Source organism: Flavobacterium sp. (genome assembly GCF_046296355.1).
GTDB lineage: Bacteria > Bacteroidota > Bacteroidia > Flavobacteriales > Flavobacteriaceae > Flavobacterium.
In genome coordinates, this window is sequence record NZ_JBKBLM010000022.1 from 1 (window position 1) to 17,423 (window position 17,423).

Annotated in this window: 9 protein-coding genes, 2 rRNA genes and 1 pseudogene; 6 read left to right on the top strand and 6 right to left on the bottom strand. The window is 38.7% G+C overall.

Translation table 11 applies throughout. The features are described from left to right. Together rrf (ACK4HO_RS09395) and rrf (ACK4HO_RS09400) are read left to right on the top strand one after the other, a co-directional pair. Nucleotides 1-108, top strand: a 5S ribosomal RNA gene (gene rrf, locus ACK4HO_RS09395); the annotation flags it as partial. Between the two features lie 98 nt (nucleotides 109-206). Next, nucleotides 207-319: ribosomal RNA gene (gene rrf, locus ACK4HO_RS09400) — 5S ribosomal RNA — on the top strand. A 555-nt stretch (nucleotides 320-874) separates the two neighbouring features. On the opposite strand, the gene ACK4HO_RS09405 is transcribed toward rrf (ACK4HO_RS09400), so the two are convergent. Next, on the bottom strand, nucleotides 875-1,606 hold the full coding sequence (locus ACK4HO_RS09405) for a hypothetical protein (protein ID WP_409665185.1): 732 nt from the start codon (nucleotides 1,604-1,606) through the stop codon (nucleotides 875-877). Between the two features lie 134 nt (nucleotides 1,607-1,740). Here ACK4HO_RS09405 and ACK4HO_RS09410 point away from each other — a divergent pair, with 134 nt between their 5' ends. After that, entirely contained in the window at nucleotides 1,741-3,471 is a 1,731-nt protein-coding gene (locus tag ACK4HO_RS09410) for a T9SS type A sorting domain-containing protein (RefSeq protein WP_409665187.1), read from the top strand. A 54-nt stretch (nucleotides 3,472-3,525) separates the two neighbouring features. Here ACK4HO_RS09410 and ACK4HO_RS09415 read toward each other — a convergent pair whose 3' ends face one another. From ACK4HO_RS09415 to porU, 5 genes are all read right to left on the bottom strand, one after another. Next, nucleotides 3,526-5,157 carry a 2-oxo acid dehydrogenase subunit E2 gene (locus ACK4HO_RS09415; protein ID WP_409665189.1) on the bottom strand — a complete coding sequence of 544 codons (1,632 nt, stop codon included), beginning with the start codon at nucleotides 5,155-5,157 and terminating at the stop codon, nucleotides 3,526-3,528. 2 nt (nucleotides 5,158-5,159) lie between these two features. Beyond that, a complete protein-coding gene (gene pdhA / locus ACK4HO_RS09420) occupies nucleotides 5,160-6,161 on the bottom strand; it encodes a pyruvate dehydrogenase (acetyl-transferring) E1 component subunit alpha (RefSeq protein ID WP_409665191.1) in 1,002 nt (333 codons plus the stop codon). 139 nt (nucleotides 6,162-6,300) lie between these two features. Further along, nucleotides 6,301-6,783 (bottom strand): cytidine deaminase, encoded by a 483-nt coding sequence (cdd, locus tag ACK4HO_RS09425; RefSeq protein WP_409665193.1) that lies wholly within the window; start codon nucleotides 6,781-6,783, stop codon nucleotides 6,301-6,303. Between the two features lie 91 nt (nucleotides 6,784-6,874). Next, complete coding sequence (porV, locus tag ACK4HO_RS09430) at nucleotides 6,875-8,074, bottom strand: type IX secretion system outer membrane channel protein PorV (RefSeq protein ID WP_409665195.1); 1,200 nt, start codon at nucleotides 8,072-8,074, stop codon at nucleotides 6,875-6,877. A gap of 37 nt (nucleotides 8,075-8,111) precedes the next feature. Continuing rightward, nucleotides 8,112-12,017, bottom strand: coding sequence for a type IX secretion system sortase PorU (porU, locus tag ACK4HO_RS09435; protein WP_409665196.1), 3,906 nt, complete (start codon nucleotides 12,015-12,017; stop codon nucleotides 8,112-8,114). 206 nt (nucleotides 12,018-12,223) lie between these two features. On the opposite strand from porU, the gene gldJ reads away from it, so the two are divergent. From gldJ to ACK4HO_RS09450, 3 genes and pseudogenes are all read left to right on the top strand, one after another. Then, nucleotides 12,224-13,939: a gliding motility lipoprotein GldJ gene (gene gldJ, locus ACK4HO_RS09440; RefSeq protein WP_409665198.1), complete on the top strand. Its 1,716-nt coding sequence runs from the start codon at nucleotides 12,224-12,226 to the stop codon at nucleotides 13,937-13,939. Nucleotides 13,940-14,005: 66 nt separating this feature from the next. After that, nucleotides 14,006-15,289 carry a UDP-N-acetylmuramoyl-tripeptide--D-alanyl-D-alanine ligase gene (murF, locus tag ACK4HO_RS09445; protein WP_409665200.1) on the top strand — a complete coding sequence of 428 codons (1,284 nt, stop codon included), beginning with the start codon at nucleotides 14,006-14,008 and terminating at the stop codon, nucleotides 15,287-15,289. 303 nt (nucleotides 15,290-15,592) lie between these two features. Continuing rightward, nucleotides 15,593-17,423, top strand: a pseudogene (locus ACK4HO_RS09450) (secretion protein); the annotation flags it as partial.

The following is a 17,423-nucleotide window of genomic DNA, read 5'->3' on the forward strand; positions in this document are numbered from 1 at the left end:
AGGTGGTTATTGCGTCGGGGCTCACCTCTTCCCATTCCGAACAGAGTAGTTAAGCCCGATTGCGCAGATGGTACTGCAGTTATGTGGGAGAGTATGTCGCCGCCTTTTTTTATAAAACCCTGTTCTAACGAACGGGGTTTTTTGTTTTTAAGAAGTTTTAAAAATACCTGAAGCCCACTGGGCTTCCTCCTCTTAATATCAAATGTCGGGGCTCACCCCTGCCTGCCGGCAGGCAGGTCTTCCCATTCCGAACAGAGCAGTTAAGCCCGATTGCGCAGATGGTACTGCAGTTATGTGGGAGAGTATGTCGCCGCCCTGCCTACCGGCAGGCAGGCTTTTTTTTATAAAACCCTATTCATTTATTTGGATAGGGTTTTTTGTTTTATACTTATAGGCGAACTCAAGTTCGCGTACCTGACTGCCGGCAGGCAGGCCTGAAGCCCACTGGCTTCCTCCTCTTAATATCAAATTCTTAATATCAAATGTTTTACCGTGGGTTGCCCTTCGACAAACTCAGGGTGACACTATTGTTATTACGATTGTGTTTTTTGCAGTAGCGAGAAATCTAATTGCAGTAGGGAGTTTTCTTTTTGCAGTGGCTAGAAATCTAGTTGTAGTGAGGAGTTTTCTTGTTGCAGTAGCGAGATATCTAGTTGCAGTGAGGAGTTTTCTTTTTGCAGTAGCGAGATATCTAGTTGCAGTGAGGAGTTTTCTTTTTGCAGTAGTGAGAAATCTGGTTGCAGTGAGGAGTTTTCATTTAGCAGTAATAAAAAACCTTACTGCAGTTAGTGGTTTTCTATTAGCAGTAAGGTGTTTTCTTCTCGCAGTGGCGAGTTTCCTTAATGGAGTAGTAGGAAATCTAATTTTGGGTTTGCTATACTCTTATTTTTTTGAATTGTATTCCTTTTACTTGTGCGTATTCTTGGCTGGTGGCTCCGAAAATTGATTTTATGTATTTTTTTACTTCGGAGGCTATTTCTACTAGGCCTGATTCTTCGCTGTAGAGTGTGTTATTGCGGGTTATTCTTGAGTTGCTGACACTTGCATAGGCTACAGAAACTGCATTGTTTTTTACGTTTAGACTGGTTTGCTTAGCTGTTAGACTAGCAATGGTAAGGTCAGTTTCGTTTGGGGTGTAGCTTGCTTCGGTTTGCAGTACTGCGATTAAACCGCCTAGATGTTGGATTTGTTGATCATAGGATTGTTGGCTTGCACTGATGGTATTGGGTGCCGGAGCGTTAGGGTCTGCCGGTGTTGTTGGTTGCGAAGCTCTTTTACCTTGGAGTTTGCGATTGAATGTTTTTGCGTTGTTAATTTTTTCTTTGGTGGCGTCTGTAGTTTCAAGAGCGTTTATAACTCTGGTTGAGAGCCCTTTTAGGTTTGCGAACTCAATTATTCTGTCATTTACTGCATTGTTGAAGGCAGTGTTTTTTGTGATTACCTCTGCAAGGTGTGCTTGGGAGAGGGTGACTAAGTTATTTAATTGTGGTAGTTTTAATGCGTCTTTTGAGGGGTTGTACATTGACCCGTAGCCTTCTACGAAAGCAATTAGGTCTTGGAAGTTGGCAATGTTTTTTGCATGTCCGATTTCTGAAAATGTGCTCATAATAAAAAGTTTAAAGATTGGTTGTGAATTATTTCACACAAAACCCTTTACAAATGGCTTGCCAAAGTTTGTGAGATAAGTTTTAAAGTTTTGTTAAAGTTTTGATTTTTTTCTATAAATTTGTTTGTATCGGTGTGTATTTTAAATCTTATAATCATGAAAAAAAAATAGTAATCCTAACTTTATTGTTCAGCTTTGGTCTTTATGGCCAAAGTTGGCAATGGGGTAAGCGTGGTGGCGGTAACGGTGTTAGTGGTTCTACTTATGAGGAGGATGTAAGGGCCATAGAGACCGATTCTCAAGGGAATGTTTATATTCTATCACCTTTATCTCCCGGAAGTGTTGATGTTGATGGTAACCCCCAACCGAGTTATGGGTTTGATGACAATGTTATTGCCAGTTTTACCTGTAACGGTACTTACCGTTGGAGTACCGTAATAGGAGGTCCTTTGGATGACTATATTCAGAATATGCAGGTAGATGCTAATGGTGACGTATATGTAATAGGTAGACCCAGTTACGGAGACCAATTTGACCCTCTTTTTCATTTTGATGTTACTACCACTTTACCGTATTCAACAGTGAATCGAAAACGAATTTATATTGCTAAATACAGTGGTGCCACCGGTAATCTTTTGTGGTATCGATTTCCGCAAGCTGATGGTTTAACAAATACTGATTATGGTCAATCAGGTTTTTATGATTTTGATTTATCGGCGGATGGGACTTCTTATATTTTGGCTAAATTGAAAGACGGGATTTATGCTGACGGACAATTTACCAATACCACGGTGGGGTTGACTTATTTTTTATTACAATACAATGCCTTAGGGGATTTTGTGAGTGCTATGCCTTTAGACATGAGTGTAAGTCAGCTAGCATCACAACGAAAGATTTGTAATATTAAAAAGCACCCTGTTAACGGTAACTTTTATTTTGCCGGTAATAAGTATTCGAATGATGCGAGTTTTACGATAGGTGGTCAAACATTTACGAATCCTTATTATGTAGCTTGTTTTAGTGCTACAGGACAGTTTTTATGGGTAAAGACGGTAACCACTGATGGAAGTACAGGAGGAAGAGGGTTATATGATTTTGCTATAGATTTAGATGGATATTTGTATATAACCGGAATTTGTGAGGATGGGGATACCTATGATACCTATACCGTGCAAAGTGGTAGTGTTCATGCCAAGCCTTACTTGTTTAAGTTGAACACTGATGGCACTTTGGTATGGGGTAGCAATGGGGTAACAGTAGGTAGTGTAGGCGGGAGAGCTTTAGCGATTAATGGTAATGAGATTGCCGTTTCTCCGGATGTTCACATGCTTAACTGGTCCGGCGGTTCTTATCCTGTTGTTCCTAATGGGGGAGCTGATGCCTCGATATTTCGTTTTGACAAAGTAACGGGCGCCTATATAGATAAAACCAAGCTTAGCAGTACTAATGGTATTAGTGAAACCATAGGTTATATGACTACTGATGTTTTTGGCAATTATGTAGTAGGCGGTCGGTTTGCGAATAATATCACTATCAATGGGAGTACTATTTTAAATAATGATGGTAGTGAGACTGATTTTTTTGTGGCTAAGTTTGGTACGAGTAATTGCACACTGGGAGCAGAGGAGATTATAAAAGCTAGTTTAGAGGTGTATCCTAATCCGACCACTGAAATGCTTTACGTGTCTATTAAAGAGCCTATGCACTATGTGATTTATAATTTGCTTGGCATGAAAATAGAAGAAGGTCAACTGGGGGATGAAGGCAGTGGTATAGCGATTAAAACCTTGGCCGAAGGACATTATGTTTTGCAGTTGACTAATAATGAAGGTGTGAAACAGGTGTTGAGGTTTGTGAAGGAGTAAATTAAAAAACCCACTCAATTGAGCGGGTTTTATTGTTATAAGGAAATTTTATTCTTATGCCAACATCGTTACCGGATTCTCTAAGAAGATTCTAAGCGTTTGCAAGAATTGTGCTCCTGTTGCACCGTCAACGGTTCTGTGGTCGCAAGCTAATGTTAGCGTCATGGTATTTCCAACCACAATCTGACCGTTTCTTACTACCGGTTTTTCTTCAATCGCTCCTACGGATAGGATAGCCGAATTTGGTTGGTTGATGATTGAAGTGAAGGATTGAATGCCAAACATTCCTAAGTTAGAAACGGTAAACGTACTTCCGTCCATTTCGGCAGGCGTTAGTTTTTTGTTTTTGGCTTTGCCGGCTAAGTCTCTCACACTGGCGCCAATTTGAGTCAGGCTCATTTGGTCTGTAAAGTTCAATACCGGAACTACCAATCCGTCTTCAACGGCTACCGCCACGCCAATATTCACATGGTGATTGATAATCATTGCCTCTTCTTTCCATTGTGAATTTACTTGCGGATGCTTTTTAAGCGCCATAGCACATGCTTTTACTACCATATCGTTAAATGATACTTTCGTATCAGGAACGGTATTGATAACCGCCCGAGATTTCATCGCTTCGTCCATCGCTACTTCTATGGTTAAGTAGTAGTGAGGCGCGGTGAATTTAGATTCAGCTAAACGACGCGCAATGGTTTTACGCATTTGCGAATTTTTGATTTCTTCGCTGAATTTTTCTCCGGCTGGTACAAATGGTTTTGCCACTGTTGCAGCAGGTTGTGCGTTATCTGTTGTTGGTTGGACCACTTGACTTGGTGCAGCCGCTGATGGAGTGAAATTCTCTACATCACTTTTCGTGATACGTCCGTTTTCACCTGAACCTTTTACTTGCGATAAGTTGATTCCTTTGTCTTTAGCAATTTGTTTGGCCAATGGGGAAGCAAAAATTCTTCCGCCATCGGCTGTTTGAGGCACCTCGACTGCGCTCGGCGTGACAGAATGTGCTTCCGGAGCACTTGCTGCTATAGAAGCAGCGCCACCTTTTTTATAATTTTCGGCTATGCCGTTGATGTCTGTTCCTGCCGGACCGATGATGGCTAAAACACTGTCAACCGGTGCCGATTGTCCTTGATTGATTCCGATGAATAATAAAGTACCGGCGTTGAAAGATTCGAATTCCATGGTCGCTTTATCGGTTTCGATTTCGGCTAAAATGTCGCCTTCTTTTACTTCGTCTCCTACTTTTTTCAACCAAGTCGCTACTGTGCCTTCGGTCATTGTATCACTTAGACGAGGCATAGTTACTACTACAACTCCTTTTGGAAGTTCGGTTGATTTTGGAGCTTCAGCAGTTGCAACCGGAGCACTTTCTGCCGGAGCAGGAGTTGCATCAGTTTTTGCTTCAGTAGCTGTAGCTGTTCCAGAAATTAATCCTGAAATGTCTTCCCCTTCTTTTCCGATAATCGCTAAAAGTGAATCAACTGCAGCAGTTTCTCCTTCTTTGATTCCGATGTATAATAAAGTACCGGCGTTGAAAGATTCAAACTCCATGGTTGCTTTATCAGTTTCGATTTCGGCTATAATGTCTCCTTCTTTAATGGTGTCGCCTACTTTTTTTAACCAAGTGGCTACAGTTCCTTCCGTCATCGTGTCGCTCAAACGCGGCATTGTGATTTTTGTTGCCATAATTATAGTCTGTGAGGGATGAAAGGATAATTTTCTTGTTCGTAAACCACATCATACAATTGTTGCACTTCCGGGAAAGGAGATTCTTCGGCGAATGTGGCACACTCTTCTACTAAATCTTTTACTCTTTCGTCTATCACTTCAATTTCTGCATCGGTCGCGTACTTTTTCTCTTTGATGACATCCAATACTTGGGTGATTGGGTCAATTTTTTTGTATTCTTCTACTTCGTCTTTCGAACGGTATAATTGGGCATCCGACATTGAGTGACCTCTGTAACGGTATGTTTTCATTTCTAAAAATGTTGGTCCGTCACCACGGCGTGCTCTTTCCATTGCTTCGTGCATGGCTTCAGCTACTTTCACCGGATTCATTCCGTCTACCGGTCCGCAAGGCATTTCGTATCCTAAACCTAGTTTCCAAATATCAGTGTGATTAGCGGTTCTTTCTACAGAAGTTCCCATCGCATAACCATTGTTTTCACAAATGAATACTACGGGTAATTTCCATAACATGGCCATGTTGAAAGCTTCGTGTAACGAACCTTGACGGGCTGCACCATCCCCAAAATAGGTTAAGGTAACCCCACCGGTTTCGAAATATTTATCGGCGAAAGCCATACCGGCACCCACAGGAATTTGAGCTCCTACGATACCATGACCACCATAAAATCCGTGTTCTTTTGAAAAGATGTGCATTGAACCACCCATTCCTTTGGACGTTCCTGTTACTTTTCCTAAAAGTTCAGCCATTACTTTTCTTGGGTCAACACCCATTCCGATTGGTTGAACGTGATTACGATAGGCTGTAATCATTTTGTCTTTTCCGCCTAAGTTCATAGCGTGCAATGCACCGGCTAAAACGGCTTCCTGACCATTATATAAGTGAAGAAATCCTCTGACTTTTTGTTGAATATAGAGTGCGGCAAGTTTGTCTTCAAACTTTCTCCAAAACAGCATGTCTTCATACCATTTTAAATAAACTTCTCTTGTTACTTCTTTCATTTGTTACTTTTTGCTAAAGCGTTATTAAGTTCTAAATATGATTCAACGCAAAATAGTTCACTCACACACAAATTTGCGAAAGGCAAAAGTAAAACATTCCCCGTAAGAAGTAAAATTTAAAGGCAGTAATTTTTGCTTATTACAAGAAGTTTTTATCGAAACTCAGTGGTAATAAATTTTTAATCGAATCCGATTTGTAAACCTCGCCACTTTCCCCCATAAAATAGATTTCGATTGGGGAATCTTGTTTGAATTCATATTCCGAAATCGATTGGCGACAAGCACCGCATGGCGGAATTGGCGACTTAGTTTCATTATTGTCTGAGGCGGCAGTAACCGCTAATTTGATAATTTTGGCCTCAGGATAAATAGCACCACTTTGAAAAATAGCAACCCTTTCGGCACAAAGACCGGATGGATATGCTGCGTTTTCTTGGTTGGAACCCAAAACGACTTTTCCGTTATCCAAAAGCAATGCTGTGCCGACTCTGAATTTGGAATAAGGCGCATAAGCTTTCTTTCTGATTTCGACAGCTTGTTGCATCAAGGATTGTACTTCTTGAGGAAGCTCTTCCGCAGATGAAAAAACGGTAAACGAGGTATTGATGTTTATTTGCTTCATTCGAATGGCATATTTTTATTTCATTATTGAGGAAAAAAAATCCAAATTTCAAAGGAGAAATTTGGATGTTGTATTTATGATGGTTTGTCTACTAATATTCTTCGTATTTATCACCAAAGTTAAACGTTAACGAGAAACGCAGTGTGTTTTCTAATGGGTTTTTTACTTTAGACGCGGAGAATAGATAAGATACATCTACTTTAACTACGTTGTATTTAAAACCGGCACCCAGAGAGAAAAATTTTCGGGCTCCTTTTTCAGGGCTTTCATTGAAATACCCTAAACGCATGGCGAATGATTCTTGGTATAAATATTCGGCACCGATAGAATAGGTGAACTCTTGAAGTTCTTCGCTAAAACCGCCCGGCGCATCGTTGAATGATTTAAAAACGCCCGAAACCCAGTTGATTTTGTTGTATTCGGCATTGTTTTGATCTCTTAAAGCTAATTCTTCCGGTGTGGTTACTAATCCGTCACCATCTAAATCTGCACTTTGTGGGGTTGGCACCAAAAGTTTGGCCAATTCAACACTAACAGATACTTTATTGTACTCGTCAAAGATAAAATCATATCCACCGCCTAATCTCATGTTGGCAGGAAGGAAGTTAGCGCTATTTTCATCTGATTGACCCGCGTCATAATTAATTTTTGGGCCTAAGTTTTGAAAGTTGAACCCTAATCTTAAGCGACCGTTAAAGTCGGATAAAGCGGTTTCTTCTCCTTGGTAAAAACCGGCAATATCAAAGGCAAATGAACTGGCTGGTTTGGCATCACCGCCCGACTCTGTTGGAAATCTTAATTGGGAACGGATATAACGTCCCGCTACAGACATGGCGAATCTTTCGCTTAGTTTCAAAGAGTAGGAACCGTCTAAAGCTAATTCGTTTGGTTTTACAATTTGTGCGGGATCATCAGCTTCTCTTCTGAACTCGATTTCCCCTAATCCAAAATAACGCAAACTAAAAGCAAAAGCACTTCTGCCATCTTCACCAAATCGGTTATAATAAGTGGCTTGTCCTAAGGATATATCGTTAACTAAATCGGTTAAATAAGGTGTGTAACTTGCAGTGAACCCTTGTTTGTCTAGTGAAAAAGCATATTTAGCAGGATTCCATTGTTGGGAAAAAGCATCAGCTGAAGTAGCAACCCCTTGGTCTGCCATACCGGCGGCACGGGCATCAGCGGCTACTAATAAAAAGGGAACTCCTGTTGTAATAACACGACTGTCTTCTTGGGCTTTTATCGATTGTATGGTGGTAAATAATATAAAAAGGACTGCAATTTTTTTCATCTTCATTTTAATAAAAGTTAACAAATATAGTATTTTCCTAAAGGATTACAAGTTTTTCTATTTTTTCTGCTTTTTTATTCGATAAAGTGGATTTTACGGTCAATTTATAGACATAAACCCCTTTACCGATTCGGTCGCCAAAGTCATCTTTTCCATCCCAAGTTATTTCTCTGCAAAGGAAACCATCGGTGGTTACAGTTTGGTTTTTGGACCAAACAATTTTCCCAGTAATGGTCATTACTTGTACTTGTACTTCTAAAGGTTCGAATGGTCTGTTGTGTGAAAACCAAAATTCGGTATAACTCACAAATGGATTCGGATAATTCAAGACATTGTTTATAGAAACACTTTCATCGCCAATTACGATGAACTGAATTTCGGCTGTGATAGGATTGTTGTAAACATCCCAAGCTTTGAAAGTAATGGTATGTAAACCGGGTGCTAAATTGCGGTAAGGGAAATAAACCCTTCCTTTGGTATAATCATCCAATTCGGTTTCGTAATAGTCGTTCATGATGAAGGGATTACTCTCGTCACCATCAAGGATTCCGACAATATCGTGACCGATTCCACTGGCTGTGTTAATTCCGTTGGCATCTTCTAAAATGGCCAACAAAAAAGGAGAGGCATTGGTAATTCCTCCATTGACGAAGGTTTCATCATTCATGTATAGCCTTACAGTTGGTCCGATATTGTCAACGGCGGCATTGGTATTAATTCCACCTATTTTTATATCGGTATTGTACCCTGTTTTGTCTAATAATATTTGATTGCGTTTGCTGTAGAAACTCACTCTTCCGTAGTCAAGTGGAATTCTGATGTCTCTTGGTACCACAAATCCAAATTCAAACTGACCGTTAGTGATAGAAGCGTTACCTCTGAAAATAGTTTCGCCCAAAGCGGCAAATGGCATGGTAGTAGCCAATGGTCCGTTTATAGAAACCATGGCGTCTGAACCGTCATTTCGAAGGGTATTTACAGTGATGGTTTTGTCAAAAATATTGATGGACAATTCCCCGTTGTAGGTCGGCATTAGGTTGTTATTTTGATCTAAAACTTCTCCCGATAATTTCATGTAAGCTAAAGATTTGAAATCATCTATTGGACCGGTTATGGGCATGTCGTTGACTTTAGTCAACACAATTTTAGGTTTTGGAATGGCTAACATTAGGGCCGGATCTCCTAAATAGAAAACAATATTCGTGGCCGAATTTGGTCCGGTGTTTTTAGCCAAACGCAAAGCTTCCGCAATTGTAGTGTATTGGTTACTCCCATAGGCAAATAAATATTGGGCCAAAACATCATTAAAATATTGTGCGGTTGATTGACCGATGGAACGAACGGTTGTAATCATTGAAATCGCTCCACCTCTCGGATTCCAGAAAGTATATTCACCGGCAGTTGGACGGTATGGATTGTCAAATCTGGAAAAGTCACAAGTAATGGTAATGAATAAGGGGTATTTGTAACGATTGGCTAAATTTTGTCCGTCTGATTTTTCCCAAATGCGTTCTTCTGAGAGTCCGTCTTCACCACCATGTCCTAAATAATTAAACACCAAAGCGCCTTTTTCAAAGGCTGCAAAAATATCTTCTCTTGCTTTCGGATAGCGTTTTCCACCGGCTGAAGTTTCTTGAACATAAGAATCTAAAAGAATTTTGTTGGTGTTTATGAATGGTTTTTCCAGTGCAATACGGTCGGCTAATCGGTTTTGGTAGAACTGTAACTGTCGGTCACTAGGTTGGTCTAAATTAGGATCGTCACCAATAGCGACATAAATATTTCTCCAGCTTCCGTAAGATTTTAAATCGTGATATTCAATCACTTTATTGACCATTTCTTCGGCTTGTTGCGGAGAACTTACAATCATTCTTCCGACAGCAATGTCGATACCGCCAAAATCGTAACCAATGCTCATAGTACCGTTTAAAGGTAAAACGCCATAATCTAATCGACCTTCGTCAGGCGACATCATCCCAAAGAAGTCATCGGAAGTAAAAGAGGCTTCTGATTCGGTAAAGCCATTTAGTCCTTGGTACGTAGGGACAATGTTGGTGTTGTTGGGGATTTGGTCTTTATAATCATAAGAACCGTCACCAAAAAGGTTTAAGTATTTTACCCTAGTACTGTTTGATGAACCGTTATCGTATACATATTTGACAAAATTTCGGATCGCACAAATATCTTGCTTTCCGGAAGAGAATTCCGCATATATGTTTTCTAAATTGACTACTTTAACGTTTAAACTCGAGTAATTTCTATGGAAATTGGCCAGCTTTTCAGCTTGCGTGTTTAGGTCTTTTGGCGTTATAATCAAATAGTCAATATCTTGAAATTGTCCTTGAGCATTATTGAATACAGTGCCTTTTAAGTTTTGATTGTCAACTTTTGATTTATATTCTTTTGAGGGAGAAAGCAAATCGTTGTTGTCGATGGCAATGTATTTTCTGATTTCGCCAAGGTCTGATTTAAATGAAAATGAACTTTGGGCTGCGTTTTCAACTTTAGTTACATTATAAATATCTGTAATATCCCAAACCTGACTTATGCCGGAAGCATTTGAAATTTGGTATTCTCCAATTCCGTTTAGTGAATTAGCTTGGTCATATTGAAACCTGAATTGTTTTCCGTAACCCTGCAAATTTCTTTTGGCTTTGATGTTTATGAAATCTAAATAACCTCTGGAACTCGGAATGCCTCCGTTGTCATAGGTGATTTTAACACTTACATCTTCGGAGGAAACGGTAACATTGTTGGTTAAAATGCCAACCAAAATTTTTGTACTGCTGGTAGCGCTGAGTGCAGAAAGATTGATGTTGCCAACGAGTTGAGAATTGGCCTCTGCTTTAAAACTTGTAGGTGTAAAAGCTGCTGAACCGGCATGTACCGATATTTGAATAGGAGCAGAGGTTACTAAATTGGGGAAGTTAAAGTCGAATTCTTGTTCGTTATCAACATTAAAATCTTCTCCAAACCAAATGCGCCCCAAACGGGTAAAATTGGTTTTTTCTGTTTCGTGAAATTGGTAATCGTCAAAAGTGGTAATAGTGGTAGTAGCACTTCCTGAGGGTTGCACTAAATCAGGAATTCTTTTGCCGTTATCTCCGCCGGTTGCGGTTACATAATAATAAGCTCTTTCGGTGTAAATATTTAAATTGGTTTTGTAGTCGTCGTTCCAATTGTCTAACCCTTCGGCATAAAAAAGAATATAATCTTGACTGTCAAAAGCACCGTCGGTCTCACCAATAAATTGAATAGCATTTTCTTCTAAATCTATCGGATAGGCAGCTGAGTTTAGTAAAGGTAACATTCTGCCTCCGCTACCGTAAATTTTGATTTTTCTGGGGTCAACATTCGTATCGAGGCCTATACTGCGTAAGAAATTTTTGGTGATTTTATATACACCCGATTTTTGAACATAAAAGCGATACCAATTTCCTGAGCTTAGTAGCGAATTTTGAATTGCATTTACATTAATGGTAGTATTGTTATTTCTGTTGGTTTGATTTTGTAGAATATTATAACTGAAAGACACTAGTTTTTTAAAGGCATTCCCTTCCTTAATAATTGGGGAAACGGATAATTGACCGTAAAATTTATCGCGTGCAATGTTGGTTTTAAATTGGTACTTAAAGGCAGTAGGGATATTTTTAAGTTCTAAATCTCCTAGCTGATTTTCGGTTATAGATTCGTAGACCAGATTTCTGATTTGAATACTATTTTCATCGACAACACCTGTGAGATTAATAGTTAGGAGATAGTTTACTGTTTTAGTATAACTGTCGAAATGATAATTTTCGATATTGAAATGAGGAATGTTAAAGGAATAATCACCGTGAGAGAAACCTTTTTTTTCGGTCCAATTGAGGGTGATGCTTCCTTGCTCTTGAGAAAAACCTATGAAGGTAACAAATAGCAATAAAACAGTAGTAATCTTTTTCATAGTATGTAATAAACGCAAATTTCAACAAAATAGTATAAAAAAGGAAAAAAATATTTTTTTTACGCCAAAATACAATAAAACTATTATTTTTGCGTTGTATATAAAATGCGTCAGAGAAAGGCGGATTTAGTATTAATTTAAAAAAGATGTTGCAATTTAATGGTTAATTCCTATATTGCGGCTCTAAATTTTTACCTACTAAAAGTATGAAAGTAAACAAAATTATTGCTGTAAAATTATTACTATCATTAGTGATAATGATTGGTTTTACTAGTTGTAGTAAAAAATCCGATTCGAAAGGTGGTTCCAAAGCTACCGGATGGAAAATCAACGATAAAAAAGGTGGTTTTCAGTATGCTTCGAAATTCAAAAAGCAAGCAACAGGTCCAGGTTTAGTAATGGTTGAAGGTGGAACATTTACCATGGGTAAAGTTCAGGATGATGTAATGCACGATTGGAATAATACTCCAAATCAGCAACACGTTATGTCATTCTACATGGATGAAACTGAGGTAACCAATATGATGTACATGGAGTACTTGAATTGGTTAAAAACTGTTTTCCCACCGGATCAAGAAAATTACAAAAATATTTATGAAGGTGCTTCTCCTGATACATTAGTATGGAGAAACCGTTTAGGGTATAATGAAACAATGACCAATAACTACTTAAGACATCCGGCATATGCTGAATATCCTGTAGTTGGTGTGAATTGGATACAAGCTACTGAGTTCGCCATTTGGAGAACTGACCGTGTAAACGAAAAAATTCTTGAAGACCAACGTTTCTTGAAGAAAGATTCAAAAGTTACAGACATGACAGCTGATAAGGTGTTCAGTACCGAAGCTTATCTTGCTTCTCCTTCTACAGCTAAAGGAGGAGACACTAATCTTGTTTTACAAAAAGGGCAAAAAGCAGGTAAAGCTCCAAAAGCTGCTGCCGGAAGTACAAATACAGCCGGAAATAGTCCTAAAAATGTTTATGCACAAAGAAGTTCAGGTTTAATTTTACCTGAGTACAGACTTCCAACTGAAGCAGAATGGGAATATGCTGCTGCTGCAGATGTAGGACAAAGAGAGTACAATGCTTATAAAGGGCAAAAGAAATATCCTTGGTCAGGTACTTATACTCGTTCGGGTAAAAGACAAGTTAGAGGTGACCAATTGGCTAACTTTAAACAAGGAAAAGGAGATTACGGTGGAATCGCAGGTTGGTCTGATGATGGCGCCGATATTACTAACAAAGTTAAATCATATCCACCAAACGATTTCGGGTTGTATGATATGGCAGGAAACGTAGCCGAATGGGTTGCGGATGTTTACAGACCGATTGTTGATGATGAAGCCAATGACTTCAACTACTACAGAGGTAACGTTTACATGAAAAACAAAATCGGAGAAGACGGTAAAGTAGAATTAGTAACTGCTGAAACACAAAAATTTGATACTTTGTCTAACGGTAAAATCGTTTCAAGAAATTTCCCTGGACAAATTGCTCAAACTCCTGTTGATGAAAATGAAACTTATTTAAGACAAAACTTCGACAAATCTGACAACAGAAACTATCGTGATGGTGACAAACAATCAACCCGATACTTTAAGTTTGGTAACTCAGAAGAAGGAGATGAAAAAGGAAAGTTGAGAGACGACCAAAGAATGTACGACTCGCCAAAACACAATGTTTCTACAGACAGTTTAGGTAACATGGTGAAAAAATATGACAAGTCAAATAAAAGAACCACTTTGGTTAATGACGATGTTAGAGTTTACAAAGGAGGTTCATGGAGAGACAGAGCTTATTGGCTAGATCCTGCTCAAAGAAGATACTTCCCGCAAGATATCGCCACTGATTACATCGGATTTAGATGTGCAATGTCTAGAGTTGGACCAAAAGCTGACAAAAAGAAAAGACCTAGAAACTAATTATAGTTTTATATAATACCAAAAAAGCCCTATTTTTAAGGGCTTTTTTATTTTAATACCATTCCAATGACGATTCAGAACATACACGACTTATTTTTAAAGTGTTCCCAAGTTTCTATAGATACCAGAAGGATTGCTCCCAACGCTTTGTTTGTAGCCATTAAAGGCGAACGATTTGATGCCAATACCTTTGCAAAAGAAGCTTTGGCCAAAGGCGCGGCTTATGTATTAATTGATAACCAAGAGTATTACATCGATGAGAGAACTATTTTGGTAGAAGACAGCTTGATTGCTTTGCAGGAATTAGCCAAATACCATAGGAATTTTTTAAAGCTTCCGATAATCGCTTTGACAGGTAGCAATGGAAAGACAACAACCAAAGAGCTCATCAATGTAGTCTTGTCAAAAAAATTCAAAACCGTTGCTACTACAGGTAATTTGAACAATCACATAGGAGTGCCGTTAACGCTTTTGTCCTTTACCAAGGACACCGAAGTTGGAATAGTGGAAATGGGTGCCAATCATCAAAAAGAAATTGAATTCCTCTGTGAAATTGCCCAACCTGATTACGGATTTATAACAAATTTTGGAAAGGCTCATTTGGAAGGTTTTGGAGGAGTAGAAGGTGTGATTAAAGGGAAAAGCGAGATGTATACATACTTGAAAACCCATGCCAAATCTGTCTTTGTTAATTTAGATGATGATATTCAAAACAGCAAGACAACCGATATCAAGCGATATACTTTTAGCCAAAAAGAGGCAAGTGCAGATGTTATTATAGAAAGTGTAATAGCCAATCCTTTTGTGAAAATTAAAGCTTTAGGTTTTGACATTAATTCTCATTTGATAGGTTTGTATAATGCCAATAATATCAGTGCAGCCATTACCATCGGACATTATTTTGGTGTTCAGTCACCAGATATTAAAGCTGCGATTGAGAGCTATATTCCCGAGAACAATCGTTCTCAATTGCTGACTAAAGGAACAAACGAAATCATCTTGGATGCTTATAATGCCAATCCGAGTAGTATGAAAGTGGCTTTGGAGAATTTTATTCAATTAGACAAACCAAACAAAGCAATTGTTATTGGTGATATGTATGAACTGGGAGCAGAAAGTTTGTCAGAGCACAAATTTATTGTCGACTTTTTAGCCAAAGAGAGTTCTTTTGAATGTCATTTGGTAGGAAAAGATTTTTTTGCAAATGCTATAAAAAGTCAGTGGCTTCACTTTTATCCGACTTTTGATGATTTCACTAAAGTTTTATCAGACCATGCTTTTAGCCACAAAATTCTTTTGATAAAAGGATCAAGAGGGATGGCATTAGAACGCACTTTAGAATTCATTTAAAATTTACAGCTCCTCAAGAAATTGAGGAGTTTTTGTTTTTATAAATCGTTAATAATTAATCAGATAATGGTTGATATTTAGGGCAAAACACTTTTGAATTTCACTAAATTAAAAAGAGAAATTTATTTTAGGTTAAGTAATTGTTTTACTTTTATATGTTATTAGTCGAGCGACTTACTTTTAAACCTTTTTTTTCTAGGTTTAAAAGCTGGTAAAATGTATAGAAATTATTGATTTTCACCTGTTTTTCCGACATTAAATTTAACTTTTAAGGTAAACTTATTTAATTTTAATTTATAAAAAATGATTAACACTACTTCAAGCAAGAAATTATTGGTTCTTATTTTTTTAATGCTCTCCTTTATTGGATTTGCTCAAGAATCTGGGACTCACTTTACAGTGAGTTTGGCAAACGTTACATCAACAGCCAACACTTTAGAATTTGATGTAATGCTTACAATTGATGGTGCCGGAGATGCTGCTGATGGACAAAAAATGTCTGCTATGTCAGCGGGTATTAATTACAATACCGCTATTGTAAATGGAGGTACACTTACTTGTGCCTACATAGGTGGTAAAAGCGCAGCGATAGCAGGCTTGGTAAATACAACGACACCTAGTACGGTTACTGCTGGGCATATAAGAATTACGGCTTCACCATTAACTATAGATACCGCATTTGATGTTGTAAACGGGACGTATACTTTTGGCAGATATAGATTGACAAATACAGCTAGTTGGACAAGCAATTCTGATGCCCAATTATGGTTGCAACCTAATAATATTGGTAGAACCAATACCGCTGTGAATGCTTTTCCTTATGGAGCGACTTTGGGAGCAGCATCCTATTCTTATTCTACTACTGCACCGGCTCTTTCACCGGGAGTTAGTTTATTATATACACAAGCCGCACCTTTAACGGCCATGTTAAATGTGTCAACTCAAGATTGTGCAACTTTGGGTACACCTGTAGTGACAGATGTAGATTGTTTTGGAGGAACTGATGGTTCCGCTACCATTACAATGTCAGCTTTAACACCCAGTGTTTCTGCGATTAGTTATACTATAGATGGAGGTGCCTCGCAAAATGCAACATTAGTGTCAGGAGCTTTTACTATTAGTGGACTAAGTGTCGGTACCTATTCTGTGGTTGTTTCAAATGTAGGATGTCCAAATGTTACTGTGCCGGTTACGGTTTCAGGACCAACAACTCCAATAACGAATGTTACTAACGAATCAGCTTGTGATAGCTACGTTTGGTCAGTAACCGGATTGACTTATACTATGAGTGGAACTTACACGGGTACATCAACCAATTTAAATGGATGTACTGTTAATGAAACTTTGAATTTAACCATTACACCAAGCACTTCAAATACCACTACCGCCTCGGCTTGTGACACTTATACATGGTCGGTAAACGGAGCGACCTATACTGCTTCGGGTACTTATACTTCAGTGGTAGATTGTCATACCGAAACTTTGAATTTAACTATTACGCCAAGCACGTCAAATACCACTACCGCTTCGGCTTGTGACAGTTATATATGGTCGGTAAATGGAGCGAGTTATACAGCTTCGGGCACTTATACTTCAGTGGTAGATTGTCATACCGAAACTTTGAATTTAACCATTACACCAAGTACTTCAAATACCACTACCGCTTCGGCTTGTGATACTTATACATGGTCGGTAAACGGAGCAACTTATACGGCTTCGGGCACTTATACTTCAGTGGTAGATTGTCATACCGAAACTTTGAATTTAACCATTACACCAAGTACTTCAAATACCACTACCGCTTCGGCTTGTGATACTTATACATGGTCGGTAAACGGAGCAACTTATACGGCTTCGGGCACTTATACTTCAGTGGTAGATTGTCATACCGAAACTTTGAATTTAACCATTACACCAAGTACTTCAAATACCACTACCGCTTCGGCTTGTGATACTTATACATGGTCGGTAAACGGAGCAACTTATACGGCTTCGGGCACTTATACTTCAGTGGTAGATTGTCATACCGAAACTTTGAATTTAACCATTACACCAAGTACTTCAAATACCACTACCGCTTCGGCTTGTGATACTTATACATGGTCGGTAAACGGAGCAACTTATACGGCTTCGG